At 65.5% G+C, this 26,082-nt stretch carries 31 protein-coding genes; 18 read left to right on the top strand and 13 right to left on the bottom strand.

What is annotated here, in order from left to right:
- The first annotated feature begins 23 nt into the window (after positions 1-23).
- A complete protein-coding gene (locus tag E4S61_RS02155) occupies positions 24-890 on the top strand; it encodes a CPBP family intramembrane glutamic endopeptidase (RefSeq protein WP_135302258.1) in 867 nt (288 codons plus the stop codon).
- Positions 891-896: 6 nt separating this feature from the next.
- Here E4S61_RS02155 and E4S61_RS02150 read toward each other — a convergent pair whose 3' ends face one another.
- Together E4S61_RS02150 and E4S61_RS02145 are read right to left on the bottom strand one after the other, a co-directional pair.
- Positions 897-2,717 (bottom strand): acyl-CoA carboxylase subunit beta, encoded by a 1,821-nt coding sequence (locus E4S61_RS02150; protein WP_135302257.1) that lies wholly within the window; start codon positions 2,715-2,717, stop codon positions 897-899.
- A 131-nt stretch (positions 2,718-2,848) separates the two neighbouring features.
- A complete protein-coding gene (locus E4S61_RS02145; protein WP_135302256.1) occupies positions 2,849-3,736 on the bottom strand; it encodes a class 1 fructose-bisphosphatase in 888 nt (295 codons plus the stop codon).
- A 280-nt stretch (positions 3,737-4,016) separates the two neighbouring features.
- Here E4S61_RS02145 and E4S61_RS02140 point away from each other — a divergent pair, with 280 nt between their 5' ends.
- The 3 genes from E4S61_RS02140 (at position 4,017) to E4S61_RS02130 (ending at position 6,560) form a co-directional block, all read left to right on the top strand.
- Positions 4,017-4,874 carry a 3-hydroxyacyl-CoA dehydrogenase family protein gene (locus E4S61_RS02140; protein WP_135302255.1) on the top strand — a complete coding sequence of 286 codons (858 nt, stop codon included), beginning with the start codon at positions 4,017-4,019 and terminating at the stop codon, positions 4,872-4,874.
- Positions 4,875-4,964: 90 nt separating this feature from the next.
- Positions 4,965-6,107 (top strand): acyl-CoA dehydrogenase, encoded by a 1,143-nt coding sequence (locus E4S61_RS02135; protein ID WP_135302254.1) that lies wholly within the window; start codon positions 4,965-4,967, stop codon positions 6,105-6,107.
- A gap of 93 nt (positions 6,108-6,200) precedes the next feature.
- The gene (locus E4S61_RS02130; RefSeq protein ID WP_135302253.1) at positions 6,201-6,560 is read left to right on the top strand and encodes a hypothetical protein; all 360 of its coding nucleotides are present in this window, start codon (positions 6,201-6,203) and stop codon (positions 6,558-6,560) included.
- Between the two features lie 19 nt (positions 6,561-6,579).
- Here E4S61_RS02130 and E4S61_RS02125 read toward each other — a convergent pair whose 3' ends face one another.
- Entirely contained in the window at positions 6,580-6,864 is a 285-nt protein-coding gene (locus E4S61_RS02125; protein WP_135302252.1) for a helix-turn-helix transcriptional regulator, read from the bottom strand.
- 89 nt (positions 6,865-6,953) lie between these two features.
- On the opposite strand from E4S61_RS02125, the gene E4S61_RS02120 reads away from it, so the two are divergent.
- From E4S61_RS02120 to E4S61_RS02095, 6 genes are all read left to right on the top strand, one after another.
- Positions 6,954-7,241, top strand: a complete 288-nt coding sequence (locus E4S61_RS02120) for a DUF7111 family protein (RefSeq protein ID WP_135302251.1) — start codon at positions 6,954-6,956, stop codon at positions 7,239-7,241.
- A gap of 239 nt (positions 7,242-7,480) precedes the next feature.
- Entirely contained in the window at positions 7,481-9,709 is a 2,229-nt protein-coding gene (locus E4S61_RS02115; protein WP_135302250.1) for an alkaline phosphatase PhoX, read from the top strand.
- A gap of 53 nt (positions 9,710-9,762) precedes the next feature.
- The gene (locus E4S61_RS02110) at positions 9,763-10,185 is read left to right on the top strand and encodes a hypothetical protein (protein ID WP_135302249.1); all 423 of its coding nucleotides are present in this window, start codon (positions 9,763-9,765) and stop codon (positions 10,183-10,185) included.
- A gap of 215 nt (positions 10,186-10,400) precedes the next feature.
- Positions 10,401-11,432, top strand: a complete 1,032-nt coding sequence (locus tag E4S61_RS02105; RefSeq protein WP_135302248.1) for a DUF7139 domain-containing protein — start codon at positions 10,401-10,403, stop codon at positions 11,430-11,432.
- 42 nt (positions 11,433-11,474) lie between these two features.
- Positions 11,475-11,801: a transcription factor S gene (locus E4S61_RS02100; protein ID WP_135302247.1), complete on the top strand. Its 327-nt coding sequence runs from the start codon at positions 11,475-11,477 to the stop codon at positions 11,799-11,801.
- A 9-nt stretch (positions 11,802-11,810) separates the two neighbouring features.
- Positions 11,811-12,422, top strand: coding sequence for a hypothetical protein (locus tag E4S61_RS02095; protein WP_135302246.1), 612 nt, complete (start codon positions 11,811-11,813; stop codon positions 12,420-12,422).
- Here the strand turns inward: E4S61_RS02095 and E4S61_RS02090 are convergent.
- From E4S61_RS02090 to E4S61_RS02060, 6 genes are all read right to left on the bottom strand, one after another.
- Entirely contained in the window at positions 12,403-12,810 is a 408-nt protein-coding gene (locus E4S61_RS02090; protein ID WP_135302245.1) for a hypothetical protein, read from the bottom strand. The genes E4S61_RS02095 and E4S61_RS02090 overlap by 20 nt on opposite strands.
- Positions 12,807-13,016, bottom strand: a complete 210-nt coding sequence (locus tag E4S61_RS02085) for a hypothetical protein (protein ID WP_135302244.1) — start codon at positions 13,014-13,016, stop codon at positions 12,807-12,809. Before E4S61_RS02085 ends, E4S61_RS02090 begins: the two co-directional genes overlap by 4 nt.
- Before the next feature lie 77 nt (positions 13,017-13,093).
- Positions 13,094-13,816, bottom strand: a complete 723-nt coding sequence (locus E4S61_RS02080; RefSeq protein WP_135302243.1) for a methyltransferase domain-containing protein — start codon at positions 13,814-13,816, stop codon at positions 13,094-13,096.
- A 1-nt stretch (position 13,817) separates the two neighbouring features.
- Entirely contained in the window at positions 13,818-14,243 is a 426-nt protein-coding gene (locus E4S61_RS02075; RefSeq protein WP_135302242.1) for a nascent polypeptide-associated complex protein, read from the bottom strand.
- A gap of 258 nt (positions 14,244-14,501) precedes the next feature.
- A complete protein-coding gene (locus tag E4S61_RS02065) occupies positions 14,502-14,969 on the bottom strand; it encodes a hypothetical protein (protein ID WP_135302241.1) in 468 nt (155 codons plus the stop codon).
- 36 nt (positions 14,970-15,005) lie between these two features.
- Complete coding sequence (locus E4S61_RS02060) at positions 15,006-15,473, bottom strand: PUA domain-containing protein (protein WP_135302240.1); 468 nt, start codon at positions 15,471-15,473, stop codon at positions 15,006-15,008.
- A 204-nt stretch (positions 15,474-15,677) separates the two neighbouring features.
- On the opposite strand from E4S61_RS02060, the gene E4S61_RS02055 reads away from it, so the two are divergent.
- Positions 15,678-15,860, top strand: coding sequence for a hypothetical protein (locus E4S61_RS02055; protein WP_135302239.1), 183 nt, complete (start codon positions 15,678-15,680; stop codon positions 15,858-15,860).
- Between the two features lie 42 nt (positions 15,861-15,902).
- Here the strand turns inward: E4S61_RS02055 and E4S61_RS02050 are convergent, their stop codons facing one another.
- Complete coding sequence (locus E4S61_RS02050; protein ID WP_135302238.1) at positions 15,903-16,400, bottom strand: LabA-like NYN domain-containing protein; 498 nt, start codon at positions 16,398-16,400, stop codon at positions 15,903-15,905.
- A gap of 408 nt (positions 16,401-16,808) precedes the next feature.
- Between E4S61_RS02050 and dapA the strand changes: the two genes are divergently transcribed.
- From dapA to E4S61_RS02030, 4 genes are all read left to right on the top strand, one after another.
- Complete coding sequence (gene dapA, locus E4S61_RS02045) at positions 16,809-17,735, top strand: 4-hydroxy-tetrahydrodipicolinate synthase (protein ID WP_135302237.1); 927 nt, start codon at positions 16,809-16,811, stop codon at positions 17,733-17,735.
- On the top strand, positions 17,732-18,487 hold the full coding sequence (dapB, locus tag E4S61_RS02040; protein ID WP_135302236.1) for a 4-hydroxy-tetrahydrodipicolinate reductase: 756 nt from the start codon (positions 17,732-17,734) through the stop codon (positions 18,485-18,487). Before dapA ends, dapB begins: the two co-directional genes overlap by 4 nt.
- Before the next feature lie 2 nt (positions 18,488-18,489).
- Positions 18,490-19,329, top strand: a complete 840-nt coding sequence (locus E4S61_RS02035; protein ID WP_135302235.1) for a 2,3,4,5-tetrahydropyridine-2,6-dicarboxylate N-succinyltransferase — start codon at positions 18,490-18,492, stop codon at positions 19,327-19,329.
- Between the two features lie 149 nt (positions 19,330-19,478).
- Positions 19,479-20,009 carry a hypothetical protein gene (locus tag E4S61_RS02030; RefSeq protein WP_245180545.1) on the top strand — a complete coding sequence of 177 codons (531 nt, stop codon included), beginning with the start codon at positions 19,479-19,481 and terminating at the stop codon, positions 20,007-20,009.
- A 13-nt stretch (positions 20,010-20,022) separates the two neighbouring features.
- Here the strand turns inward: E4S61_RS02030 and E4S61_RS02025 are convergent, their stop codons facing one another.
- The gene (locus tag E4S61_RS02025; RefSeq protein WP_135302234.1) at positions 20,023-21,147 is read right to left on the bottom strand and encodes a bactofilin family protein; all 1,125 of its coding nucleotides are present in this window, start codon (positions 21,145-21,147) and stop codon (positions 20,023-20,025) included.
- Positions 21,148-21,326: 179 nt separating this feature from the next.
- On the opposite strand from E4S61_RS02025, the gene lysA reads away from it, so the two are divergent.
- On the top strand, positions 21,327-22,562 hold the full coding sequence (gene lysA, locus E4S61_RS02020; RefSeq protein ID WP_135302233.1) for a diaminopimelate decarboxylase: 1,236 nt from the start codon (positions 21,327-21,329) through the stop codon (positions 22,560-22,562).
- The gene (locus E4S61_RS02015) at positions 22,559-23,776 is read left to right on the top strand and encodes a M20 family metallopeptidase (protein ID WP_135302232.1); all 1,218 of its coding nucleotides are present in this window, start codon (positions 22,559-22,561) and stop codon (positions 23,774-23,776) included. The genes lysA and E4S61_RS02015 overlap by 4 nt, the downstream gene beginning before the upstream one ends.
- On the opposite strand, the gene E4S61_RS02010 is transcribed toward E4S61_RS02015, so the two are convergent.
- Positions 23,773-24,411, bottom strand: coding sequence for a phosphoribosyltransferase (locus E4S61_RS02010; RefSeq protein ID WP_135302231.1), 639 nt, complete (start codon positions 24,409-24,411; stop codon positions 23,773-23,775). The two genes, E4S61_RS02015 and E4S61_RS02010, sit on opposite strands and share 4 nt — an antisense overlap.
- A 38-nt stretch (positions 24,412-24,449) precedes the next feature.
- On the bottom strand, positions 24,450-25,760 hold the full coding sequence (locus E4S61_RS02005; protein WP_135302230.1) for an MFS transporter: 1,311 nt from the start codon (positions 25,758-25,760) through the stop codon (positions 24,450-24,452).
- 94 nt (positions 25,761-25,854) lie between these two features.
- Between E4S61_RS02005 and E4S61_RS02000 the strand changes: the two genes are divergently transcribed.
- The gene (locus E4S61_RS02000) at positions 25,855-26,082 is read left to right on the top strand and encodes a HalOD1 output domain-containing protein (protein ID WP_135302229.1); all 228 of its coding nucleotides are present in this window, start codon (positions 25,855-25,857) and stop codon (positions 26,080-26,082) included.

Below are 26,082 nucleotides of genomic sequence, written 5' to 3'. Positions count from 1 at the left end.
GAGCAGGTGGAACTCAACCGGACGTGACTCGGCCGAATACGAATCGCCTCGCCCGCTTCGGCGTCACGCTCGTCGGCCTCGCGGCGCTCCTCGTCGCTGTCTCGCTGGCGACAGGGATTCGCATGGTCGCACTGGCCCCTATCTACATGTTCACGCCGATGGTCGCGGGTCTCGTCGCTGTGCTCACCAGTGACGTCTCGCTCTCGACGGTCGGACTGCGTCTCGGGCGACCGCGATGGCTGGCCGCCGCAGCGCTGGTCGCGCTCCCCCTCGTCGGTCTGACGCTCCTCATCTCGCTGCTCGTCCCCGGCGTGTCCTTCGACCCGACGGCGAATCCGTTGCCGGGCGTCCCGCTTCCCGGCGGTGTCGTCGGGCTACTCGTCGTCTTCGGCATCGTCCTGGTCGCCGGTGTCACTATCAACGCCGTCTTCGCGTTCGGCGAGGAGTTCGGCTGGCGCGGCTATCTGCTGTGGGAACTTGCACCGCTGGGGTTCTGGAAGGCGTCGCTTTCCATCGGCTCGCTGTGGGGAATATGGCATGCGCCCGTCATCTTCGACGGCTACAACTTCCCGTCGTTCCCGGCGGTCGGCGTCGGGATGATGGTGCTCGCCTGCGTCGCGTTCTCGCCGCTGTACACCTATCTCGTCCTGCGCGCCGAGTCCGTCTTCGCGGCGGCGCTGGTACACGGCGTCTTCAACGGCTCTGCCGGGTTCGTCGTCGTGTACGCCCGTGCCGACAGCGAAGCGCTCGCGCAACTGGTCGCCAGTCCAGTAGGTCTGGCGGGCGTCGCGGCGTTCGGTATCGTGACGGCGCTATTGGTGGCTCGCGAGACGCCGAAACTCACCCGCCAGCGACTCGGCGGAACCCTCGCCGACTCGACGGCCGACTGACCGCCGTTATAGAATCGCGCCGTGTTTCTTCTGGGGGCGCTCTTTCTCGACGGTCTCGTACATCTCGAAGCGGGCGGCCAGTTCCGCACGCAGGTCGCTCGGTGGGACGATCTCGTCGATGACCACCTCGCTGGCCATCCGGTGGGCGTCGATGTCGCGGCGGTACTCCTCGCGCAGTTCCGCCTCGCGTTCGGCCCGCTCGTCGGGGTCGTCGATGGCGTCGAGTTTGTTGGCGTAGACGGCGTTGATGGCGGCCTCTGGTCCCATGATGGCGATTTCCCCGCTGGGGAGCGCGAGCGTCGCCTCGGGGTCGTAGGCCGGGCCGGACATCGCGTAGATGCCCGCACCGTAGGCCTTCCGGACGACGACGCACTGCTTCGGGACGGTGGCCGAGGAGGTGGCGTAGATCATCTTCTTGCCCGCCTCCAGAATGCCCTCCTTCTCGACGCCGGACCCCGCCATGAACCCCGGCGTGTCACAGAGGTACAGCAGCGGGACGTTGAACGCGTCGCACTTCCAGACGAACTCCGCCGCTTTGCGGGCCGAGTCGGGGAAGATAGCGCCGGCGCGGTGGCTCGGCTGGTTGGCGACTACGCCGACGGTGCGGCCGTCGATGCGCGCGAACCCGGTGAGAATCTCCTTGCCGTACTCCGGTTGGAGTTCGAAGAAGGAGTCGCCGTCCACCACGCGGTCGATGACCCGATGCATGTCGTAGCCCTTGTTCGGTTCCTGCGGGACGACGCTGTCGAGCCCCTCGGGGGACTTCGACGGGGCGACGGGGTCCCGACTGGGCGGCTTCTCTTCGCAGTTGTCCGGCAGATACGTGATCAGGTCGGCGACGAGGTCGCGGGCGTGTTCCTCGTCGTCGGCCACGAGGTCGGCGCTCCCCGAGTGGCGGGCGTGGACGTCCGGTCCGCCGAGCGTCTCTAAGTCGATATCTTCGCCGGTGACCATCTCGACCATCCGCGGCGAGGCGATGGCCAGCGCGCTCATCCCGCGGACCATCACCGTGAAATCCGAGAAGACGGGCGTGTAGGCCGCGCCGGCGATGCAGGGGCCGTAGAGGACGCATATCTGCGGGACGGCTCCGGAAAGAATCGAGTGGTTGTAGTAGAATTTCCCGATTCCCTCGCGGTTGGCGAAGAAGCCCCGCTGCTGGTCGATTCGGCCGCCCGAGGAGTCGACGAGGTACAGCGCCGGTCGGCCAGTCTTCAGCGCGCGTTGCTGGAGGCGCAGGAACTTCTCGACGCCGTGCTTGGCGACAGAGCCGGCCTTGACGGTGAAGTCGTTCGCGGCGACGTGGGCCTTCCGGCCGTCTACGGTCCCCGCGCCGGTGACGAGGCCGTCGGCGGGGAGCCGGTCGTCGTTGTCGCTCGCCTCGCCGTCCGGGCTGTCCGCGGTCTCGCGGCCTTCGTTCGCTCGACTGTCCGAGGCGCTTCGCGCCTCGCTACGCCACCCGTCGAAGTTAGCGAACCGGCCGTCCTCGAAGTCCAATCCCTCGTCGCCGAACCAGAGTTCGAGGCGGTCGCGGACGAACAGTTTCCCCTGCTCGGCCAGTCGTTCGCGGTACTTCTCCGGCCCGCCGCGTTCGATGTCGGCGATCTCCTCGCGCAGTCGCTTCTCGCGGTCGGTCGGGCCGAGGTCCTCGTCCGTCTCGGGAGGGCTGTCGGTTCCGTCGTCGTCCATTTCGCTGACTTCCCGGACGAGCGTCGGTTCGTCGCTGTCGCCGACGAACACCTCGACGCTCTCGCCGACGTGTTCGGCGACGGCGGCGGCGATAGCGGACGCTTCCTCACGGCTCGCGCCCGCCGCGATACGTACCTTCATACCACCCCACACGGCCCCCGGGGTCACAGTAGTTACCCCGACGAGTCGCGCCGCTCGGGAATTCGTCGGAACGGACTCGCTGCAGACGGAGAACTGGTCCGGGCGGTGTCTGCGGCTGTGAAATCGGTGCTCTACCGCTGGTACTGCTCGACCGATGATTCGAGACGGTCGATGAGGTCGGCGTTGCCCAGGTGGAGCGGCGTGCGCTCGTGGAGTTCGTCCGGATTCCTATCGAGAAGAGACCGAGAACCGTCGGAGGAGCGTCCGCCAGCCGTCTCGACGATGTAGGCCATCGGTTGCCCCTCGAACTGGAGCCGGAGTTTCCCGTCGGGACTGGACTCCAGGGCGGGGTAGGCGAAGACGCCGCCGTAGGAGAGCACCTGATTGATGTCGGCTATCATCGCGCCGCCGTAGCGCAGCTTGAGCTCGTGGCGGACCTCTTCGGCGAAGGTGCCGAAGTTGTCGGTCCAGGAGTCGACGCCGCCGCCGAACCCGAACACGGTCGGATCCTCGGGGACGGTCACGTCGTCGTCGACGAGGCGTTTCTCCTCGCTGTCGAGGATGTACTCCTTGACCGTGCCGTCACGGGCGACAACCATCGAGGTGACGGGGCCGTAGATGACGAATCCGGCTGCTAGCAGGTTGCGACCGTGGGTGGGGGGTTGTTCGCTGTAGACGCCGAAGATGGTCCCCATCCCGCTGTTGGGTTCGAGATTTGAGGAGCCGTCGAGCGGGTCCATTGCCATGTGGACGTGCCCGTCGGTCGTCGTCACGTCTTCTCGTTCCTCGCTGGCGTAGGAGGCCACGCCGTCGATGGAGAGCATGCGCTGTTCGAACAGTTCGTCCGCGCGAACGTCGGCGGCCAGTTGCTCGTCGCCGCTGGGGTTGACCGTCCCGCTATGTTCGCGCTCTGTGGCGATTGCCGTCCGTACGTCTGCTGCAGTGTCCGCGATGGTGTCGATGACCTGTGCGACCGTTTGGTCGGCCTGCGCGGCCGAGGCGTCGGATGATTTACTCATTCTCGGAGATGCTGGGCGTCGGTTCCCGGACGTCACACTGATTAGTCGATAGCTGGGCCGGCCGTCCGGGTGTGAGCGCTGTCACGTCACTTCCTTATTCCAGCGCACCCCATAAGTATCTTGTTCCTGACATTTACTACGGAGCGAGTGAATAATTGGAGTTGTCCGCCGTCCGTGGGTTTTAGCGTGGTAGTAAGTAACACCTTTCGGTGATGGTAAGCAAATTTACTGTTCTACTACCGTCGGCAGACTTACACGAAATCGGGTCGAACCCCCGACTATGGAACTCGACGAAATAGACACCGTGGGCGTCGTCGGCGCGGGAACGATGGGAAACGGCATCGCACAGGTCGCCGCGAGCGCCGGGTACGACGTGGTGATGCGCGACGTCGAACAGCGCTTCGTCTCGGCGGGGTTCGACTCCATCGACGACAGCCTCGACCGACTGGTCGCCCGCGACGAACTCACTCGCCGGGAGGCCGACAGCGCGCGCGACCGCATCGACGGGACCACCGACCTCGATGACCTCGCGGACTGTGACCTCGTCGTGGAAGCCGTCACCGAGGAGATGGGCGTCAAACAGTCCGTCTTCACCGACCTCGCGGAGACGTGCGGCCCGGAGACGATTCTCGCCACGAACACCAGCACGCTCTCGATTACCACCATCGCCAGCGTCGTCGACCGCCCGGAGCGCGTCCTCGGTCTGCATTTCATGAATCCTGTGCCGGTGATGAAAGGCGTCGAAGTCGTCGTCGGCGAGAAGACGGACGAGAAGACGCTCGCGCTCGGCCACGCCTTCGCCGAGGACCTCGGCAAGGAGACGTGGGAGGCCGACGACAAACCCGGCTTCGTCGTCAACCGCATCCTGATGCCATGGATAAACGAGGGAATCCGCGCCTACGACGAGGGCGTCGCCGAGGAGGCGGATATCGACCGCGGAATGACGCTCGGTACGAACGTCCCGATGGGACCGCTGGAGCTGGCCGACCACATCGGGCTGGACGTGGTGTTGGACGCCTCCGAGACGCTCCACGAGGAGCTGGGCGACCGCTATCAGCCGGCGTACCTCCTGAAACGTAAAGTCGCCGCCGGCGACCTCGGGAAGAAGACCGGCGCTGGCTTCTACAAGTACGACTGACCGGGCACGGAGCGGAAGCGAGAATACGACTGCCGACAACGGGTCGCCCGTTGCCGAACAGTAAAGGACTGTGCCTCGATACCTACTGGCATGGACTTCAGTCCATCTGCAGAGCAGCGCCAGATACAGGAGATGGTCACGGAATTCGTCGACGAGGAGGTCGTCCCGCGGGCGGCCGACATCGACGCGAACGACGAGTTCCCGTGGGGCCTCGTCGAACAGATGGCGGACCTGGGGCTGATGGGGATGCCGATTCCCGAGGCGTACGACGGTGCAGGACTGGACTATCACAGTTACGCAATGGCGCTCGAAGAGATTTCACGGGGGAGCGGGGGCCTCGGCACCATCGTCGCCGCCCACATCTCGCTCGCCTGCAACATGGTCTACGAGTTCGGCGACGACGCCCAGAAGGAGACGTATCTCGCGCCGATGGCGGCGGGCGAGGACATCGGGGCGTTCGCCCTCTCGGAACCAGGGGCGGGAAGCGACGTGCCGGCGATGGAGACCACCGCGGAGAAAGACGGCGACGGCTACGTGGTAAACGGCGGCAAGCTCTGGATATCGAACGGGTCGGTCGCCGATACGGTCGTCCTCTTCGCCAAGACGGACCCCGACGCGGACAGCAAGGGCATCTCCTCCTTTATCGTCCGTCCGGAGGAAGACGACGGGTTCGTCGTCGAGGGAACCGAACACAAACTCGGCGACAAGGGGTGTCCGACCGCCGAGTTGCGATTCGACGACATGTATCTCCCCGAAGAGCGCCGCCTCGGTGAGGAGGGCCGTGGGTTCGTCCACGCGCTGAAGACGCTCAACGGCGGGCGTATCACCATCGCCGCCCGCGGCGTCGGCATCGCACAGGCCGCCCTCGACGAATCACTTCGGTACGCACAGGACCGTGAGCAGTTCGACCAGCCTATCAGTGAGTTCCAGGCCATCCAGCACAAAATCGCCGACATGGACACCAAGACGTCGGCCGCTCGGCTGCTGATGCACAAGGCCGCCGACCTGAAAGAGCGCGGCGAACCGTTCATCAAGGAGGCCGCCCAGGCCAAGCTTTACGCCAGCGAAGTCTCACGGGAGGTGGCCAACGAGGGGATCCAGATTCACGGCGGCTACGGCTACACCAAGGACTTCCCCGTCGAACGGTTCTACCGCGACGCCAAACTCAACGAGATTTACGAGGGGACCAGCGAGGTGCTTCGCAACACCATCGCCGACCAACTGCTGGACTGAACGCCTGTGGAGACTGCTCGGTGAATCACCGGTAGTCCAGGGTTCCCGTCGTAAGCGGGCAATAACTACGTTTCCGTCTTCGGAGCCCCCCGTATGGCGCTCATCGACTCCGTCGTCGTCTTCGTCGTCAGTCTACTCGTCGGCGCACTGGGAATCTACGTCGGCGCACGCGTCGTCGCGGGTTACGACGATTACACCTACGCCATCGTGACGGCGCTATTGGGGGCGATAATCTGGGGCGTCGTCGGATTCCTGTTCGGTTGGATACCACTTCTGGGGCCGCTGCTCGTCCTCATCGCGTACGTAGCGGTCATCAACGCCCGGTACCCCGGCGGGTGGGGGAACGCGATCCTCATCGCCTTGATAGCGTGGATCGCCTCGCTCGTCGTCCTCTATCTGCTGGCGCTGGTCGGGATCGGTGCCTTCGAGGCCGTCGGCGTCCCGGGGGCCTGAGACAGACTCCGACGGGTCGCTACTCTCCCAGGTTTTCCGCCATCCACTCGAACTGCTCGCGCAGGCGTCGCTCGCCGCCGTCGGTCAGGGAGTACTTATCCGCGATGCCCTCGGTACGGTGTTCGAGAAAGCCCGCATCTTCCATCGCCGACAGCGCCCCGTAGAAGCTCTTGGGGTCGATGCGGGTGTCGTAGCGCCGTTCGAGTCGGGTCTTGAGTCGCTGTCCCGTCAGTTCGCCCTCGTCTGCCCCGGCCAGCAAGACGCAGATATCGCGCCGCCGCCCGCTCTGAAACCACTTCGCCATGTCAGAGCGTGCGTGCCGAGTCGCTTCGGGGTTGCGGTTCGGCGCAGTGGACCGTCAGGTTAGCATACCCTTGCTGTCTAGAAACACCAATGACGGACACCGAGCGAGCGACCGAGTCGACGGCCGACGGCATCACCGCACACTACCGAGAGACGGAATCAGAGCGAGTGCTCACGTTCGAGAGCGCCGGGGGGACGGCGGCAATCGCCCAGAACATCGAGGGCTACGCGATGCTGAAAGTGCGACCGACCGCCGACGGCGACGAACTGGAACGGTACTACGGCTTCGACATGGCGCTGGACCACGCCGCCGAGTTGCTTGGGACGACGCCGAGCGCGCTTCCGGTACCCGAGGCGGCCGCCGACATGGGGATGTAGGACGGTCGATACGTGTTCATAGACCGTCCATTGTAGATCGGAAAGACATTTATCATATTCTGATAGTTCTTCGGTAGCGTCGATGCGGCCCCTCTCCGAAAGTGTACGGAACCCGTAGACGTAGATGGTTTGTCGGCTCCGCTACCGTCCGTAACGATACCAAGTGATATGTATCAAAAATATGGGTGTAGTGGCCTCATATAAAGCGGTTTTTACGCATCCTCCGACCCTCCACCCGCATGGTCGATTTAACTCGACGGAAGCTGATTTCCAGTTCAGTCGCGGCTGCACTGGGGGCGAGTGTCGTGGGGACAGCAAGTGGTGAAGAGGTTCCGGAGTCCGATACGCCCGGCGCGCCGAGCGTGAAGGGGTCGCTCAAGCGCTTCTCGACGACGGCGTTCGGTGCGGAGGTCACGGGACCGTTCGTCTTCGAGGACGGGTCCCTGCTCTACAGCCTCCAGCACCCCTCGGCAGAGAACGGCGAACCGTTCAACCGGGCGGCGGTCGGCTACTTCAGCGGGTTCCAGTTCGAGTTCGACGGAAGCAACGATGACTTCGACGAGGTCGCGTTCCCCGAGACGCGAGCGGAGCAGGGCGACGTCCGCTCCGATTCCGGCGACTACGAGATTCTCTTCTATGGTCGTGAGCCAATCGGCGACGGCTCCTCTCTGCTCGGCGTCACGCAGACGCCCGACGGACGCAACATCGTCCAGCAGGGAAGTCTCCCCGAATCCGAACGCGGAGAGCGTCCGTACTTCGCGGGCTCGCAGTACGGCCTCTCCGGGAGCAACCCCGACTGCAACCAGTTCGTCCCGACAAACGACGAGGGGACGGAGGGTTACCTGTTCACCAACTGGGAGAACAGCCCGGGCTGCATCTCGCGCGTTCCGCTCAATCAGGACGACGACGGCGAGTGGAGCGCCGACCTGAGCGAGGCGATGAACGTCACCAACACGGAGGCGTTCCGCGACATCGGCGGGACGCGGATCAACTGCTACGGCGACCTCAGCCCGTGGGAGACGATGATCTCCGCCGAGGAGAACTACGCACACACCCGCGTCAACCTGACCAATACCGTCAGCGACATCGTGGAAGCGGACTCGGGTGCCGGACTCGTGGGCGGCTGTCAGTTTTGGAATCGGCCGAATCCGTCGGAAATCGCGGACGCTATCGGCACGTACGCCGAGAACGGCGACCTCGAATCGTCGTTCAGCCCGCAGGGGTTCTGGGCGCTTACCGGCGTCGAGTTCCTCGCGTACCACCTCGGCGCGGAGACGCGAGACCAGAACGAGGACAACACCGAGAACGTCACACAGCCAATCTGTGACACCTACCCGAATCCGTACCGCTACGGCTACTTCGTGGACGTCCGAGAGCCCGCAGCGGAGACGCCCGAGCCGATCAAATACTGGGTCATGGGCCGCGCGGCGTGGGAAGCCCCCAACATCCAGAAGGACCAGCGGACCGTCTACGGCTGTTCGGACGGCGACAGCAAGGGCATCTACAAGTTCGTCGCCGACCGGGCGATTCCCAGCTACGACGACACCGACGACATCGCGGGCACGCTCTACGCGCCGAAGATCACCAACGACGCCGCGAACGCCGAAGAGGCTGGCACGCGCAACTCCCCGGCCGATACACCCCTCGACGTGGAGTGGATCGAACTCGGCCACGCGACCAACGGCGAGGTCGAGTCGTGGGTCGCCGAGTACGACGACGTGACCCAGACCGACTACCTCGAAACGCACGCCGACACCGACTGGAGCGAGGACTTAGACGCCGCAGTTCGGGAGGCGGACCTCGAAGTCATCGAAAACGGCAACCAGAACTACATCAGCAACGAGGAAATCGTCGACTGGGCCGAGCAGTACGAACAGAACGGTCCCGACGGCGTCGACGAGGACCTCCGAAAGGTGCCCTTCCTCGAAACCCGCGCGGCCGCGAAGGAAATCGGCGCGTCCATCGAGTTCAATAAGGCAGAGGGCGTCGACAGCGCCGACGACGCTGGCCCCGGCGACTTCGTCTACTTCGGCATCTCGGAGTTCAACGACGACCTGGCGAACGCGACCGGCGACATCCAGATGGACCGCGTCGACGGCGGCGTCGTCTACCGCGCCGAACTCGAACCGGACTACAACGTCTCGACGCTCGAACCCGTCATCACCGGCCCGGACTTCACGGATTCGCCCGAGGACGCCAACGACGCGCTCCGGAACATCGACAACGTCTACGCGATGCGTGACGGCCGCGTCCTCTGCTGTGAGGACGGCTTCGGCGGTCCCGCCCGATCCTACCCTAACGACTGCCTCTACGTCTACGAGCCGGACTATCTCGACGAGCGTCCCGGCAACTCCGGAGACAATCCTGGTAACTCTGGCGACAGTCCCGGCAACTCCGGCGACAACCCCGGCCGCGGACCGCAGTGCCAGACGGAAGACGACGAGAACGACAACGACAGCGACGAATAACGCCCCCTGCGTTCGGTCCCCACTGACACGCTGACCTATCCCCCACACGCTCTATGTCACAAACAGACCACCCGACGACGGCCGAGACGGACTCGACGTACCGCGAGTACGTCCTCGGCGTCCGCATCCTCGAAGACAGTAGCGTCGACGGCGACGCACGCTACCGATTCGAGGCACCGGACCACTGCGGTATCGAGTTCGACGACACCGAGGACGCGACGTTGTACGCCGATGTCTACTTCGACGTCAATGGCTTCGAGGAGGCCGGTACCGGCGACCGCGGCGTCCCGCCGGCGATAATTCAGGCCGGGCGTGACACCCTCGTTGCGTACTTCCTCACCCAGCCCGGCATCGACGTCCACTGGGCCGCGTCGTTCTACGGCGAGAAACCCGAGAAAGTGCACCGCTACGTCTCCCGCGTACGAAAGCGTGCGGCGAACATCCGCGACGGTGTGCGAGAGCGCGACCTCTCGTAGTATCGTCCCGCGCTCTTTCCTCTTTTTGGTAGCGTCGAGAACCGGTACCCCGCAGAGAAACTCCGTCACTCTGCAGTCAGCGCTTCTGACAGCATAAATCGACATCTCCCGGTTCAGCCTCGCTATCGTCCACTCACCGGCGCGATTGGTTTGCACGATTGCGTCAGACGCGCGTCTGACGTGGAGTTTTGAGGAGCCGAGTTCTAGACACGTTTATGACCAGTTTGACGGACGTGTACGAGGGGGAGGTCGGTCGCGTCGCGTCTCGCCGCCAGCAGGTCGTCGGGACGGCGCTGTTTCTCGTCGGAACCGCGGCACTCGTCGCCGCTATCGCCCTCGCGACGACGGACGTGGGGACGCGGGTCGGGCTGGGAGATTACGCCGCCCGGGAAGTCGGCGGCATCGTCGCCGGAGTCGGCCTGCCGACCGTCGTCCTCGGTATCTTCGCCGTGTTGCCAGCCAGCGTCCGAACCCGTGCGCTCGCGGTGCTCGGGACCGGCGTCTCGCTGCTCGGCGTCGTTGCCTTCCAGCACATCTACCCATACAACTGGATGACGAGCGCGCCGACGCTCGCGTTGGGGACCAGCGTCGTCTACTTCGCCGGAATCCTGACGACGTTCTGGTGTCTCTTCGTCGCGCTAGCGACGTTCAAGACCCGGAAGGCTCCCGGCGGCACCGCGCGGATGGAAGTCACCGAAGAGGGAACCATCAAACTCGTCGAAGAAGGCCGCGCGATTCCGGGGTTGGGCGGTATCGGCTTCTTCGGTAACGACCCCGACGGCAGCGTCGAGACGCAGACGAACCGTCCCGACGATGGCCGCAACACCGTCAGCGACGGCGGTGACACCGAAGTGCTCGGTCAGCAACCGACGACCCCCAGTGAGCGAACTCAGTCCACCGACGCCCCCCGACGGAAGACGACGGCCGCCGACCAGTCCTCGAAGTCGACTCAAAACGGTTCGACAGCAGACGACCGACCGACCTTCTCCGAACGGGACCTCGATCCGACCGTCGCCAACGCCGGTCCGGAGGCCTCGCCGTCGACCGACGGTGGGACGTCTTCGTCGACGGGCCACGATCCCATCACCGACACGGCCGTCCATCGCGGCGAACCCGACAAGTACTGCGGGAACTGCCGGCACTTCCAGTACGTGATGGACGACGGCGACGTCGAACCGTACTGTACTCATCACGGCAAGCAGTTAGACGACATGGAAGCGTGTTCGTCGTGGCTCAACAACGACTGAACCCGGACGTTTAACACGGACGGCCGGCTAGTGGGGGCAACGATGCAATTTTGCGACGAATGCGGCTCGATGATGAAGACGGAGGGCAACCGCTGGGTCTGTGGAAGCTGTGGCTACGAGGAGCTGCGCGACGACGAGGCCGAACAGGAGATGGCCGTCACCACGCAGGGCCAAGAGGAGTCCGAGATCGTCGACACCTCCGAGGTCGACGCCACGGACATGGGACCGACGACCAGCGAGCGCTGTCCCGAGTGTGGGAACGACCGCGCCTTCTACGAGATGAAGCAGATCCGCGCCGCCGACGAGTCAGAGACCCGGTTCTTCACCTGTACCGAGTGTGAACACAAGTGGCGCGAGGACGACCACTGAGCCGATAGCGTGTCCGACGACGCCTCGTTTCCGGCCGTTCCGGAAACCCGCCTTCGAGATGGCGGCTGGGAGGTGACCGACGAGAACGTGGAAACGGTGTTCGAGCTGCCAACAGCAAAGGTTGTCGGTGCAACCCGCCTCTACGGGGACAGTCGAACCCGCGAGGCCGCCCGAGAATCGGCGGGCGTCGACCAGCAGTGGCGCTTCTTCTTCGCGACCGCACTGACTTTTCGCCCGCCGCTGGCTCCCGGCATCGGCCCGGCGATGATACTTCCGACAGTCCGCTCCGAGGCTAACTCCTCCTTCGCTGATCAACTGCGAAACCGGGGATTCGTGGATGTCGAACGCGGCCGACGAGAGCGGGTCCGCACCGACAGCGGTGACCGCGTTCGACTGCGGACGTACACCGCGTCGCTGTCGCTCGACGAAATCAGTGCGACGCTGTCGATAACCGGCTGGGTCGGCGTCTGGCACGGCGACGGCTTCCGCATCGCTGCAGGTGCGTACCCGGACCGCCCGGTCGCCGAGATTCTCGGGCTGGCGGACGCGCCCACAGAACTCGAACGCACCCCACAGGACTACCAGGACGAACTGCTCGACCTCATCCGCGCCGTCGAGTGACCGCGGCTAGCGGGACACCGTCGGGGACGAGTTCGACCGACCCGAGTCCGAGCCGCCGAGCCGCGGTGCTCGGCGTGGCGTCCTCGCCGACGCGCGCCACGGGGACGCCGCGGACCTGTAACTCGGCGGTCAGGCCGACCGACGCCAGCACCGCCGCGAGGTCCATCAAATCGACTGGCAACCCCCGCCACAGCGAGAGCGCAGCCGGGAGCGAGGGAACGTCGACTGTGACGACCTCATCGTAGCCGACGACGGTCGCGCCGTGTCCGTCTATCTCGACGGCGAGGTCCGCCTCGACAGCCAGCGACGGCCGATCTTCGAGCGCGTCCAGTAGTTCCGCAACCGTTTCTACCGGCTCTTGGTGCGCTCGCTCGGTGTCGGTGGTCACTCGTTCTCGCGTGTCGTGACGGTGAGCGTGCCGTCGATACGCCAGTGGGCGTACTCGGGGTCCTCACCCGTCTTGCTCGGCACGTCGACTTCCATCTCCTCGAACTCGTACGTGATTTCGGCGTTCCGGCCAGTGAGGCGGTCGTACAGGCCAATGGCGAGTTCGGGCCAGGTCGTCGTCTCGTCGGGAGCCTCTGCGTCGCTCATGCGAGCGGTGATACACGTCACTGGGGCTTGAAACCACTCCCTATCGCGCTCGACCGCGACGGAGGCGGCCTGAAAATTCAGGGCCGGCGCGCGAACGTGAGGTAGCCGGTGTGGCCGACGCCGCCCGTAGACGGCCGGGACCCCCGGTCGTCGAAGTCCATTTCGCGCTGGATGGTGTCGAGCGTCTCGACGTTCGCTAACCCGACCTCTTTCGCCGCCGCGACGGCCTCGCGCGTGTTCTCGACGAACGGCGAGTACACGGCCAGTGACCCCCCACGATGGAGCAACGTCGGTGCTCGTTCGACGACCGTCGGGGCGTCTTCGGTGTCGAGCGTGACCACGTCGAACCCCGAGAGGGTGTCGAGGTCGTCGGTCACGTCGCCGGTTCGGACCTCGACACTCTCCTCGACACCGGCGAGCGCCATGTTCTCGCGGGCGACGTCGGCGAACTCCGGGTCGACCTCGTAGGTCACCACGTCAGCTCCGAGTCGGCCCATATAGGCGCTGAGGATGCCGGTTCCGGTCCCGGCGTCGAGGACACGGTCGCCCGCGGCGACGCCCGTCTTGCCGACGACGAGACCCACGTCGCGGGGCATCATCGGCGCGCCAGTGCGTTCGAGGTGGTTGAACAGGTCCGGCCCGCGGAGCCGCCGCGTCGTGAACGCGGTTCCGAGATGCGTCTCGACGACATCGCCCGGTTCGACGTCCGTTGGAACCTCTAAAATCCCGAGGTCGGACTCGAATCGTTCACCGGGGTCCAGCAGGTACTCGCGGTCCTCGTGGACGAAGAGATAGGACACGCTATTCGAGTTGGTCGACGGCGTCCGCGAGGTCGCCGTCGTTGTCTTCGAGCGCCTCTCGCGCCGTCTCCTCGTCGACGCCGGTCCGCATCGCGACGAGTTCGACGTCGTCCGCGTCGACGACGTTCCCGTCGTCGTTATCGTCGCTCTCGGCCGCGTCACTCTCGGCCGCGCCACTTTCGAGTTCGGCGCTCTCAGCGCTCTCGCCCGAACCGAGTTCGCGTGATTCCGGGTCGCCGACGACCTGGTAGGTCTTCTGGCCCTGGGCCTCCATGAGTTGGACCTCGGCGTCGCTGAAGACGAGTTCCTCGTCGGCCGTCCGGATGATTACCTCTTCGGCATCGATGTCGTCCATGCTGATGCCCATCTGTTCCATCATCTGCTGCATCTTGCGAGGGTTCATGCCCCCGCCGCCTCCGCCGAACATACCCGTGAGTCTGCGTTCCGGCCGGAAATATTTAGCGACCCACCTTTTTCACCCGGGGGTTCGCGCTCGCCGCTGGCGAGCGCTCAACCCCGGGCCAAAAATCTGGACCAAAAAGGCCGAACTCGCGGCAAGGCCGCGAGTTCGGTACAGTACGAATTACCGCACCGCAGGCGACAGCACTCGGCGATGGCATTCTCAACCACGGCGTCGAGGAACTGATGCGCCGCGAACAGGTGTTCGTGGACGCCTATCGATAGGTTACTCTTCGACAAAGAATCGAATCTCGTCGGTCGTTATTTCGATCTCCTGATTCGATCCCATCCGGACATCGTACGTCTCGATGAGAACATCGAACTTCCGCTCTGTTCCGTCGATAGTGACGGCGAGGTCGTACTGTCCCTGCGTTTCGATACCCGTCTCGAACTCCGTCCTCGCGCCCGCATCGAGTGTGACGGCCTCATTCAGTAGGGTCGACCCGTCGCCATGGGAGAGCGTGAGCGAGACGCGTCTGGACTCGTCACTTCGGTTGCGGACGACGACCAGAATCGGATCGCCGGGGTCCGGCGTCACCGGTGGCGTAGCCGTCTCTGTGGGCGATTCCGTAGCGCTCGGCACGTCGGCGGGCGTCACGTCTGCCGGCGTCTGTTCGGGCGTCCCGAGACTATTGCATCCGGCGAGCGATGCGGCGGAGAGCGCGACGGCCGAGAGGACCTGTCGGCGGCGCATAACGACCGTTCAAAAGTGCGTAGTAAATGTTTTCTGTCAGTCCTCGGCCCCGTCGCGCACCTTCACGGCCATCCCCGTCTCGAAGTCGGCCATGCCTTCGCCGGGGAGTTCGGCGCGACCGACAGCGAGTAAGTCGCCGTCCTCGTGAACGACGAGGGCCTCGTCACCGGGACGAAGGCCGGGGTCCGCTCGTTTCACGAACTTAGCGAAGGCGTTGCGGCCCTCGCGGACGAACGGTTCGCTCTCGTCACCGACGACGACGCGGTGTCGCGGCGCGTCGAAGGACTCCTGCAAACGGCGGCCGCCCGCGAGTCCGAGTCGGTAGCGCCCGTCAGTACCGTAGGTGACGAGGCGGCCGTCGTCGGCGTGGACCTGCCGTGGTCGGCCGGAACTGGTGTGCGTTATCTCGATTCCGTCGAGGGCAGGAAAAAGCGTCGCGCCTGCGCCGCCGCCGAACTGGTAGTCGGCGGCCCGGCGGAGACTCCGAACGTCGGTGTCGGTCATTGTCGGTGTTCGTCGTTCGGTCGGCAACTCGCTTTCGGTCGCCGCTCGTTCGACGATGGCTCTGCTGCCCGTCTGAGCTGGACTCGTCGTGATAACTAAATTATAAATCGGGAATAATAGGGCGGTCTTTGTGACCACATACCGTACTTTCGTCGGGTGATTTTGGGGAAATTTATACCGGATGAGCGACTACCGACAGGTACGATGGCTACAGACAAGCGAAAGATGCTGCTGGGCGGCGTCCTCCTGTTCGTCAGCACGGTGCTCATCCTCACCGCAGGACCGATAAACCTCGGAATCCCGTCGATAGCCGGCGGCCTCGCGGCGCTCGGAATGGCCGCTGGTTCGTTGCTGGTCGGTACCTCCGAAGACGGTCGCCCGGTCTGAACACGCTCCGCCGTTTTTCGAGAAGCGAGCGAGTAGCGACGGCTACAGCAGGAATCGGTCGGGGTCCGCACTCATGTCGACGAAGCCGTCGACGGCCTCCTTGAGGTCCTCTGAGGAGGACTCCTCGAAGCCCATCGCCTCGACGCGACAGCCCTCGTGACGGAGGTAGTGACAGAGCCGAGCGAAGTCCCCGTCGCCCGTACAGAGGACGACAGCGTCGTTGTGCTTCGCCAGCGTGACGGCGTCTAAGCTCATGCCGACGTCCCAGTCGGCCTTCTTCGACCCGTCCTGGAACGTCTTGATGTCCTTGATTCGCGTCTCGAAGCCGATGTCGACCAGCGCCTCGAAGAACGTCTCTTCTTCGGGCGAGTCCGCGCGGATAACGTACGCGATCGCACGAGAGAGTTCACGGCCGTCGACGGCGTCTTCGAGCAGCGCGGAGTAGTCGATGTTGCGCGAGTAGAGGCTCCGGGCAGTATGATAGAGGTTCTGCGCGTCGGCCAAGACGGCCACACGCTGACCCGGATGGGAAACGGTCATATCGGATTTCGAATTCCCTCCGGGATAGGCTTTCGGGGTTAGCGAGACGCTGAGTGAAACGAAGCGTCTCGACGGAACGGCGAACGGAGTGAGCCGTGGAGTAGCGAGGGGCGCGCGACCGTAAGGAGCACGGCCCTCGAAACGATGCGGTGTAACTCTGCGTGCTAGCGAGAGGAACGCCGAGCGAACACAACAGCTAAGTCCCTCACGGATTTTCACACGAATATGCGACGACGCCACGACCCCCCGGGCCGCTCGCCGGTCGGTAGCGTCTGCGTCGTCCCGAAACCGAAACGGAAGCGGTAGCGATGGCTCGCGGCGGGCGTGGCATCCCCGTCCCGGGTCGCTTTCTCTCGCATCGCCTCCAACCGCACCACCTATCCCACAGCGACACCACACACCTCAGCAATGACAGCAATCGATTTCCACGGCGTCTACCCCGCGATGTGTACGCCGTTCGAGGACGACGACGAACGCAGTATCGACTTCGAAACGCTCCGACGTGACGCCCAGCGACTGGAGGAGGCCGGCGTCGATGGCCTCGTGCCAGTCGGTTCGACCGGCGAGTCGGCGACGCTCACCCACGACGAACACATCGAGGCCGTCGAGGCGGTTATCGACGCCGTCGACGACGTGCCGGTCGTCGCCGGGACCGGGTCGAACAACACCCGCGAGGCGCTCTCGCTCTCCCAGCGGGCCGCAGACGCCGGCGCGGACGCACTCTTGCTCATCTCGCCGTACTACAACAAGCCCGAACAGCAGGGCCTCGTGGATCACTTCACGGCCATCGCCGACGAGGTGGACTGCCCGCAGATCGTCTACAACGTCCCCTCGCGGACGGGACGGAACATCGAACCCGACACCGCCGTCGAACTGGCCGGCCACGAAAATATTGCGGCATACAAGGCAGCCAGCGGCGATATGGGTCAGATATCCGAGATCATTGAACGCACGCGCGACGAGGAGTTCGCCGTGCTCTCGGGCGACGACGGGATGACCCTGCCGATGCTCTCGATGGGGGCGACCGGCTGTATCTCCGTGGCCGCGAACGTCGAACCCGAGCGGACCTGCGCGATGGTCGGGGCAGCCCTCTCCGAGGACTTCGAGCGCGCTCGCGCCTTGCATCACGAACTCGGGCCGCTGTTCCGCGCGCTGTTCGTCGAGACCAACCCCATCCCAGTCAAGGAGGCCATGCGTATCCGCGGGTACAGTTCCGGCTACGTCCGCTCGCCGCTGACGCGCCTCTCGGAGGAGCACACCGAGCACCTCCGTAACGTCCTCGACGTCCTCGCAACCGAGGACTTAGAGGACGAGTACGCGGAGCGAGAGCGATGACGCGGGTCGCCCTCGTCGGTATCACCGGGCGGATGGGTGAGACAGTTCTCGAAACGGCCGCCGACCGCGATACAGAGGTCGTCGTCGGCTTCGCGACGAGCGACGTGGAGTCGGTCGAGGGCGTTCCGGTCGTCCGCCCCGAAGACGCAGCCGATGCACTCACCGAGTACGATGTCGACGTCGTCGTGGACTTCGCCGTCCCCGAGGGAGCGCTCGTCGTCGCCGAAGCCTGTGCCGAGGCGGGCGTCCCCATCGTCGTCGGTAGCACCGGCTTCGACGAGGACGAGATGGCCCGACTCGACGCCGTCAGCGAGGCGGTGCCGCTGTTGAAGGCGACGAACTTCTCGCGGGGAATCCAGGTCCTCCAGCGCACGGTTCGAGAGGCCGTCCGCGCACTGGATAGCTACGACCTCGAACTGATGGAGAGCCACCACAACGGGAAGGTCGACGCGCCCTCGGGAACCGCCAACAGCATTCTCGAAACCGTTCGAGAGGAACGCGACGTAGAGCCGGTCTACGGCCGCGAAGGCCACGCGCCGCGCGATGAGGACGAAATCGGCGTCTTCGCACGCCGGGCGGGCGACATCCGCGGCGAACACGAACTCATCCTCGCGGGCAACGACGAGGTACTGTCGTTGTCCCACCGCGCGGAGGACCGCGCGGTCTTCGCCGCCGGAGCGCTCGACGCGGCAGTGTGGCTCTCGGACCGAACCCCCGGTCGCTATACGTTCGGGGAAGTTATCGACGCCTAAGCATGCTCGGACAAGACCTCGAACGGAATATCGGGGACCTCTGGACGGCGTACGAACAGGGCGCGACTGTCGAAGATATCGAGCCGCCGCAACTGGACACGCTCGATAGCTTCCTCACCGCACTCGAAGACGGCGAAATCCGCGCCGCAGAGAAGGTCGACGGCGAGTGGCAGGTCAACGAGTGGGTCAAGCGCGGCATCCTGCTGAACTTCGCGTTCCGAGAGACCTACAGCCGCGAGTACGGCGGCGTACAGTATCACGACGTACTGCCTCTGCGCGACACCGAAGACCTTGGCGAGCGCGGCACCAGGAACACGCCCGACGGCACGGCCATCCGCCGCGGGGCGTACTTAGGCGCTGACTGCATCATGATGTCGCCGTCCTTCGTCAACATCGGAGCCCACGTCGGCGACGGGACGCTCATCGACTCCTGTGACACCGTCGGCTCCTGTGCGCAAATCGGCGAGAACGTCAAACTCGGCGCGAACACGCTCATCGGCGGCGTCCTCGAACCGGTCGAGAGCAACCCCGTCATCGTCGAGGACGACGTGTCGCTCGGCGCTGGCTGTCGAGTCACCAGTGGGTTCATCGTCGGCGAGGGCAGTGTCGTCGGCGAGAATACGCTCCTGACGCCGCGTATCCCCGTCTACGACCTCGTCGACGAGGAAGTCCTCTACGGCGAACTCCCACCCGAACGACGCGCCTTCCAGCGGTTCGTGGACTCCTCCGTCGGCGAACACGACCTCATCCCCGGCGGCGCGTACAAGCCCGCCGTGGTCGCCACGGACGTCGAAGAGGAAACGCTGGAGGCGACAGAGCGAGAGGACGCGCTGAGAGACTAGCGAGGGCACGAACAACGACGCCTTACTCCGGCCGCGGTTCGCAACTCGCACCCGCCTGCGCCTTCGTTTCGGCGTAAGCACGCGCTACGTCGAGCGTTGACGCGATACAATCGGTTGTATATTTGTCACCAATACACATAGCGGACGGTATGAGCCAACGACTCGCCACGCAACGGTTCGCGGACTCGCTCAGGTACACGTGGGGTGCGGGGGCCGCGGGCGGACTGGTCGGCGGCGTCGGGATGGGAGTCGTCTTCCACCTCGGGGCGAACCTCATGCCGTTCGTCGGGGCACTGTACGGGTGGCCGACGGTCCTCGGCGGATGGGCGGTCCACCTGTTCAACAGCGTCCTCGCGGGAATGGTATTCACCTTCGTCCTCTCGCGACCACTCTTTCGTCAGCAGGCGACGACGGTGGCCGAGAGCGTCGCAGCGGGGGTCGTCTACGCGGCGGCCATCGGTCTCGTCTCCACGGGCCTGCTCCTACCCATCTCGATGTCTGCGCTCGGCGTCGCGTCGTTTCCGGAACCGCTGGTGTCGCTCCCAGGCTTTCTCGGCAGTTTCCTCGTGATTCTCTCCGTGGGTGTCGCTCACGTCGTCTACGGCGTCCTGCTCGGGGCGACCTACGCAGTGATCCACGAGCACCCGTGGACGAACGTCGAATCCGAATCGACGAGATAAGCGATAAAGAGAGTCAGGCCACCCGAGCGTCGCCCGAAGATTCGTCGAGCGTCGTCTGTCGGCCACCAGAGGTGTCTTCCTCCCCGCGACCTCCGTAGGTTTCTCGCAAGGTGAGCGCGAGCGCACCGAGGCCCAGCAGGAAGGCTGCGAGTTGGAACAGGCCGCCGAAGATGGGGATGGCACCGAGGACGGCGAACCCGACGACACCGACGACGAGCGCGAGCCAGCGGTTGTCCTCGTTGGCGAGCGAGAGCGCCCACGCGCCGATGGCGTACTGCCCGTAGACCAGCGCGACCCACGCCGTGACACCGAAGACGAACGCGCCCACGAGCGAGAGCGGGATGCCGACGATGGTGACGACGAGGATTGCGAGCACTAACGGAACGGCTATCAGCGTGAGCAGTCCGACGCCGCCGGATTTGACGGGACTCCCCGCGACACGGTCGGCGACGCGGGTCGAGAACGCCGGGAATACGGCCAACAGGACGACGCCGAGCAGGAGGTTGACGAACAGGCCGTAGAGAGCGCCGAGCCACGCCGGAACGGTGAACTCGGCGAAGTCCGGGCCGGCGTCGCTTCCGATGCCGTCGTCGCGGACGACGCCGCCGGCGACGCTCGCCGCGGGGTCCTGCGTGAACGTCTCAGCGTCGTAGCGGAACTCGCCGCCGACGACGGCGTTCGGCCCGAGGACGATGGTCTCGGCCCCGGCGGTCACGTCGCCTTCGACGGTGCCGTCGACCGAGATGTAGCTGGCACCGGATTCGAGGTTCCCGCCGATCCGGGCCGTCTCGCCGATCTCGACGGTGCCTGCGGCGGCACTGATGTCGCCCCCGACGGTGCCGTCGATTCGGACGGTCCCGGCGGCCGCGGAGACGTCGCCGCCGACCTCACCGGACTCGGTGACGTGAACGCTTCCGGAGACGGTCGAGACGTCCCCGGTGACGGTCCCCCGAACGACGACCGACCCGGCGAATCCCTGAATACTGTCGTAGGTCTCGTCGGGACCGACGACAATCGAGCCTGCGGCCCCTTCGAAGGACTGCGCGGCGGCGACACCGGTTCCGACCGACAGGAACAGCATCGCTGCGAGCGCGAGTGCGACGACTCGTCGGCCGACCGCGGATGAAACGAAGGTCATACCGGAGAATACTCTCGGAAATGCAATAAGTATAGACTGACACGAGCCGGCACGCGGCTCGGTAAGGCGAGCGAAGTCCGGCTTGCCCGAGGTTTCGAGTCCGTCGATAGCGCCTCGTTCGTCGTCGGGAGTTCGTCGAAACGGAACCCTTGTTAGCCGCCGTCGCCCTTACTCGGGCAATGAGTCACGATTCGCCGCCGGTCCGCCGCCTCGCGGACTGGGACCACGACCGACTCGGTCGGCTGGCGGCCGAACACGCCACGCCGCTGTACGTCGTCGACCTCGACCGCGTCGCCGCGAACTACGAGCGGTTCGCGTCGGCCTTTCCCGACGCCCACGTGATGTACGCCGCGAAGGCCCACACCGGCCGCGCGGTACTCTCGAAACTGCTCGAAACGGGCGCAGATATCGAGTGCGCCGCGTGGGGCGAACTCCAGCGCGCTATCGACGCGGGCGCGGACCCGAACACGCTCCAGTACACCGCGGTCAACCCGCCGGACCGGGACCTCGACTACGCCGCCGACCTCGCGGCTGAGCACCCCGGTCTGACCGTCACTGGCGGCGCGCGGGACACCTTCGACCGCCTCGAAGCGCGCGGCTACGATGGTCGCGTCGCCATCCGCATCAACCCCGGCATCGGCACCGGCCACCACGAGAAGGTGGCGACGGGCAAAGACGCGAAGTTCGGCATCCCCTACGACGAGGTTCCCGAACTCGCCGAAGAACTGGCCGAGCGATTCGACCTCGTCGGCATCCACGCCCACGCCGGCAGCGGCGTCCTCCACGACGACCTGGACGACCACTGCCGCGCTATCGGCAAGGTCGCAGACATGGGCCGCACTGTCGAGGCCCGCGTCGGGGGACTGGAGTTCGTCGACTTCGGCGGCGGCTTCGGCGTCCCGTACCGCGAGGACGAGGACCCGCTCGACATGCAGATAGTGGGGGAGAAGGTCCGCGACGCGGTCGGCGAGTTGGAGGCCCAGATCAAGCTAGAACCGGGTCGCTACGTCGTCGCCGATTCCGAACTGATTCTCACCGAGGTCAACACCGTCAAGGAGACGCCAGCGGCCACCGTCGTCGGCGTGGACGCCTCGCTGGCGACGCTCATCCGCCCGGCGATGTTCGACTCCTATCACCCCATTCGGAACCTCACCGCGCCGGAGCGCGAGGCCGAACCGGTCTCGGTGGGTGGTCCCTGCTGTACGAGCGCCGACGTGTTCTGTACCGACCGCCCCATCGCTCGCCCGGAGCGAGAGGACCTGCTCGCCATCGGCAACGCCGGCGCGTACGGCTACGAACTCGCCAACCAGTTCCACTCCCAACCCCGCCCCGCTGAAGTCGCTATCGAGGGCGGCGAGACACGCGTCGTCCGCGAACGCGAGACGCTCGAAGACGTCACCCGCCTCGAACGATGAGCGAGTTCGACCTCGCAGAGTTCCACCGACAGGCCATCGAGATCGACTCGACCGAATCCGTCGAGGCGATGCGTGAGTCGCTCGTCGAGACGCTCGACGACGCCGGCACCGACCCGACGGTTGACGAGTTGGGGAACGTCCTCGCAACAGTTGGTACGGCCAGCCCCGACGACGCAGCCGACACGGACACTCACATTGTCCTCAACACGCACATCGACACCGTCCCGCCCCATCTCCCCTACGAGCGCCGGACCGACCCGCCGGGCGACGAGCGAATCGACGGAAGCGAGGCACAGAGCGGCGCCGAAGGTGAGGGCGATATCGTCTGCGGTCGCGGTGCCTGCGACGCGAAGGGACCGCTGGCCGCGCTGTTGGACGCCTTTCTCACTGTCGAACCCAACGACGGTGCGGTGACGCTGGCAGTCTCCATCGACGAGGAGACGACACAGACCGGCGGCGCACACCTCGCGGAGACCATCGCCGCCGACGGCTACGTCGTCGGCGAACCGACCGGACTGGACGTCTGCACCGCCGCGAAGGGGCAGTTCGAGGGCACGGTGACCATCCACGGTGAGAGCGCCCACGCCGCTGACCCGGGGAGCGGACAGAACGCGATTCGGGCGGCCGCACCGATTCTACAAGCGATGGAGACCTACGACGAGGAGAGTGAGGCGCACCGCGCCTCGGAACAGTCGAGCGGTGACGACGAGGAACCGCGAGACCGGGGACCAGAAGAACACGACTCGCTCGGCCGACCGCTGCTGACGGCGTCGATGATCGACGGCGGCGAGGCGACCAACCAGGTTCCCGCCGAGTGTGTCATCACTTTCGACCGGCGGAGCGTCCCGCCGGAGACCAGTGCGACGTTCTGTACCGAACTGGAAGAACACCTCTCGCAGTGGCTCCCGACAGGAATGGGTCTCGACGTAGCGCTCATCCGCCCCGACACGCCGTTCCCGGAGGCGTTCGCCACCGACGCCGACGCGGAACTCGTGCGGACGCTACAGGACGCGAGCGGCGGCGCGGTTCGGCCGTTCGGCGCGGCGACGGAGGCGTCGTACTTCGCCGAGCGCGGGCCGACGGTGGTGTTCGGGCCGGGCGAACTGGCCGACGACGTAGGCCCTATCGCACATTCCAAGCGCGAGTACGTTCGTCTCTCGGAGGTGCGAACGGCCGCGCGCGCAGTCCGTGAGACGCTCGAACGCCTCGTCTAGTTCGAACGCTCCGCTCGGTCGAGCAGTGCCATCGCCTCGTCGTCGCTGACCTGCGAGAAGTCCCGGTAGAACTGCCCCACGGCGGCGAAGTTCGAGGGCGTCTCGACGGCGACGACTCGGTCGGCAGCGCGTTCGAGTTCGGTGGCGGTCTCGGGCGACGCCACGGGGACGGCGACGACGACGCTTGCCGCGCCCGCGTCCCACACGCGCTGGACACACGCCTGCATCGTCGCGCCCGTCGCCAGTCCGTCGTCGACGACGAGGACGCGTTTGCCCGTGAGTTCGAGCGGCGGTCTGTCGCCGCGGTAACGGTCGAACTTCTCCTTTGCCGCCCGCTGTTCGTGTTCGGTCTCCTCGTCCATGTACTCCGTCGAGAGGTCGAACGAACCAATGAGAGACTCGTTGCGCCACGTCGTCCCGTCGTCGGCGACGGCGGCGACAGCGAGTTCGGGGTTGCCCGGCGCGCCGACTTTCCGAGCGACGACGACGTCAAGCGGCACGCTGAGTGCGTCGGCGACGGCCCGCCCGACTGGCAGGCCGCCCCGTGGGATCGCCAGCACGACGTCCGCGTCGACGTTCGCCTGCGCTATCGCGGCGGCGAGTCGCTCCCCGGCTTCCGTGCGGTTTGCGAACATGTAACTGACTACGAACGACGCCGTGATAACGCTCGCGGTCAGTCCTGCGGGGCGGCCGCCGCCGAGTCGTCTCCGACCGAGAGCGTCTCCTCTACTTGCCAGTAGGTGAGGACGAGCGCGATCAGTGCCAGCACCGCGCCGACGGTGAACGGCGTGCTGAAACTGCCGAGGTTGTAGAGCAAGCCCGACGCGAGCGGTCCCGCGGCGACGCCGAGACCGAACGCCATCGTCAGCACCGACAGCGTCGTCCCGGACCCGCGCTTTCCGGCGAGGTCGCCAGCCAGCGCCAGCGACGGCGCGAACACGAGGGCGACGGCGATGCCCTGGACGAACCGCGCGGCGAGCATGAGCCACGGGTCCGTGAAGACGCCTTGTGCGTACACCGACGGGACGAGGACGACGAACCCGGCGACGACGAACGGCCGTCGCCCGATGCGGTCGCTAGCCCGACCGACGGGAACCTGCAGGAGGACGTTGGCGATGACGACGGCGGCGAACTGGACGCTGAACATGAACGTCGACTCGTTCAGCCGCATCCGAATCGGGCCTTCGAGCGTGGCGAACAGCGCGATGGTCGTCGCCATCATGAACGTGCCGATGCCGAGGACGAACACCGAGTCCAGTCCGTCCCCGTCGGGATCGAAGACGGCGATAGAGAGGTTTTTACTCGCGGCATCGGCGGCGACGGGTGGGTCCTCGATGAGGATGGCGACCAGCACGAAACTGACGATTGCCCCGAGGACGGCGACGGCGAAGGCGGCGGTGAAGCCCGAGAAGGAGCGGCCGCCGAGCGCGTAGGAGACGACGCCCTCGGCACCGAACCCGCCGGTGACGACCACACCTGCGATGATGGGGCCGAATCCGAACCCGATGAGTCTGAAGGTGTTGAACACGCCGAAGTTCCCGCCCCGCTCGCTGTCGCTCTCGGCGTAGTCGTTGACCAGCGCGATGGTCGCGGGGATGGTGAAGGCTGCGCCAACCCCTTGTAGGGCTCGCGCAACGAGCACCGCCCAGTACGAAGAGAGGAACGGATACGAAGCGCTCCCGACGGCGAAGATGAGGAGACCGACGAGGACGAACGACCGACGACGGCCCGTTCGGTCGGAGAGGCGGCCCGTCAGCGGTTGGCCGAAAGAGTTCAAGAGACCGAACAACGAGAGGACGAGGCCGATGAGCGTCTCTTCGCGGAGGACGAAGCCGAACAGTTCGGTCCCGGCGATACCGGTGAGCGTCACCTGCCCGCTGGCGATATACAACGGCAGGACGATGATGAGAAAGGAGTTGCCCAGCGCGTCTGCCATCCGAGCGAACGCCAGCGTCAGGACGCGACTGTCGGTGCCGAGAACCATCTACGGAGACGGTCGGTCGCTGGCCACCTGAGAGTTCCGCTCGCGGAGGCCGCGGGCCACAAGAGATTCATACCGGTAGTCGCCCCGTCAAAACGTGTCCGCACACGAACGACTGAGCGATGCTGTCTTCGAAGCCGTCGCCGCTCGGGAGGGTATCGACCCGACCGAACTGCCGGAACCGATGTTTCCGCTGATAGACCCCGACGCGCTCGACAGTCTGTTCAGACGTGGAACCGGACGGGTGGCGTTCGAATATCTCGATTACGAGGTGACCGTCGAGAGTAGCGGCGACATCTCGGTCGACGCACTCGACGGCAGCTGA

Origin of the sequence: Haloarcula amylovorans (genome assembly GCF_004681185.1) — an archaeon.
Lineage (GTDB): Archaea > Halobacteriota > Halobacteria > Halobacteriales > Haloarculaceae > Haloarcula > Haloarcula amylovorans.
The sequence above is the reverse complement of the archived record's forward strand: the minus strand, read 5'-3'. Positions and strand labels throughout refer to the sequence as shown.

Excerpts from the sequence above, each read along its gene's own strand:
- E4S61_RS02055 (WP_135302239.1), top strand. The coding sequence starts at position 15,678 with ATGGCTACAGACAAGCGAAAGATGCTGCTGGGCGGCGTCCTCCTGTTC.
- E4S61_RS02115 (WP_135302250.1), top strand. The coding sequence starts at position 7,481 with ATGGTCGATTTAACTCGACGGAAGCTGATTTCCAGTTCAGTCGCGGCT.
- E4S61_RS02100 (WP_135302247.1), top strand. The coding sequence starts at position 11,475 with ATGCAATTTTGCGACGAATGCGGCTCGATGATGAAGACGGAGGGCAAC.
- E4S61_RS02030 (WP_245180545.1), top strand. The coding sequence starts at position 19,479 with ATGAGCCAACGACTCGCCACGCAACGGTTCGCGGACTCGCTCAGGTAC.
- E4S61_RS02120 (WP_135302251.1), top strand. The coding sequence starts at position 6,954 with ATGACGGACACCGAGCGAGCGACCGAGTCGACGGCCGACGGCATCACC.
- E4S61_RS02010 (WP_135302231.1), bottom strand. The coding sequence starts at position 24,411 with ATGTTCGCAAACCGCACGGAAGCCGGGGAGCGACTCGCCGCCGCGATA.
- E4S61_RS02145 (WP_135302256.1), bottom strand. The coding sequence starts at position 3,736 with ATGAGTAAATCATCCGACGCCTCGGCCGCGCAGGCCGACCAAACGGTC.
- E4S61_RS02150 (WP_135302257.1), bottom strand. The coding sequence starts at position 2,717 with ATGAAGGTACGTATCGCGGCGGGCGCGAGCCGTGAGGAAGCGTCCGCT.
- E4S61_RS02135 (WP_135302254.1), top strand. The coding sequence starts at position 4,965 with ATGGACTTCAGTCCATCTGCAGAGCAGCGCCAGATACAGGAGATGGTC.
- E4S61_RS02015 (WP_135302232.1), top strand. The coding sequence starts at position 22,559 with ATGAGCGAGTTCGACCTCGCAGAGTTCCACCGACAGGCCATCGAGATC.
- E4S61_RS02140 (WP_135302255.1), top strand. The coding sequence starts at position 4,017 with ATGGAACTCGACGAAATAGACACCGTGGGCGTCGTCGGCGCGGGAACG.
- E4S61_RS02125 (WP_135302252.1), bottom strand. The coding sequence starts at position 6,864 with ATGGCGAAGTGGTTTCAGAGCGGGCGGCGGCGCGATATCTGCGTCTTG.
- E4S61_RS02075 (WP_135302242.1), bottom strand. The coding sequence starts at position 14,243 with ATGTTCGGCGGAGGCGGCGGGGGCATGAACCCTCGCAAGATGCAGCAG.
- E4S61_RS02025 (WP_135302234.1), bottom strand. The coding sequence starts at position 21,147 with ATGACCTTCGTTTCATCCGCGGTCGGCCGACGAGTCGTCGCACTCGCG.
- dapB (WP_135302236.1), top strand. The coding sequence starts at position 17,732 with ATGACGCGGGTCGCCCTCGTCGGTATCACCGGGCGGATGGGTGAGACA.
- E4S61_RS02110 (WP_135302249.1), top strand. The coding sequence starts at position 9,763 with ATGTCACAAACAGACCACCCGACGACGGCCGAGACGGACTCGACGTAC.
- dapA (WP_135302237.1), top strand. The coding sequence starts at position 16,809 with ATGACAGCAATCGATTTCCACGGCGTCTACCCCGCGATGTGTACGCCG.
- E4S61_RS02130 (WP_135302253.1), top strand. The coding sequence starts at position 6,201 with ATGGCGCTCATCGACTCCGTCGTCGTCTTCGTCGTCAGTCTACTCGTC.
- E4S61_RS02085 (WP_135302244.1), bottom strand. The coding sequence starts at position 13,016 with ATGAGCGACGCAGAGGCTCCCGACGAGACGACGACCTGGCCCGAACTC.
- E4S61_RS02065 (WP_135302241.1), bottom strand. The coding sequence starts at position 14,969 with ATGCGCCGCCGACAGGTCCTCTCGGCCGTCGCGCTCTCCGCCGCATCG.
- lysA (WP_135302233.1), top strand. The coding sequence starts at position 21,327 with ATGAGTCACGATTCGCCGCCGGTCCGCCGCCTCGCGGACTGGGACCAC.
- E4S61_RS02060 (WP_135302240.1), bottom strand. The coding sequence starts at position 15,473 with ATGACCGACACCGACGTTCGGAGTCTCCGCCGGGCCGCCGACTACCAG.
- E4S61_RS02105 (WP_135302248.1), top strand. The coding sequence starts at position 10,401 with ATGACCAGTTTGACGGACGTGTACGAGGGGGAGGTCGGTCGCGTCGCG.
- E4S61_RS02005 (WP_135302230.1), bottom strand. The coding sequence starts at position 25,760 with ATGGTTCTCGGCACCGACAGTCGCGTCCTGACGCTGGCGTTCGCTCGG.
- E4S61_RS02050 (WP_135302238.1), bottom strand. The coding sequence starts at position 16,400 with ATGACCGTTTCCCATCCGGGTCAGCGTGTGGCCGTCTTGGCCGACGCG.
- E4S61_RS02035 (WP_135302235.1), top strand. The coding sequence starts at position 18,490 with ATGCTCGGACAAGACCTCGAACGGAATATCGGGGACCTCTGGACGGCG.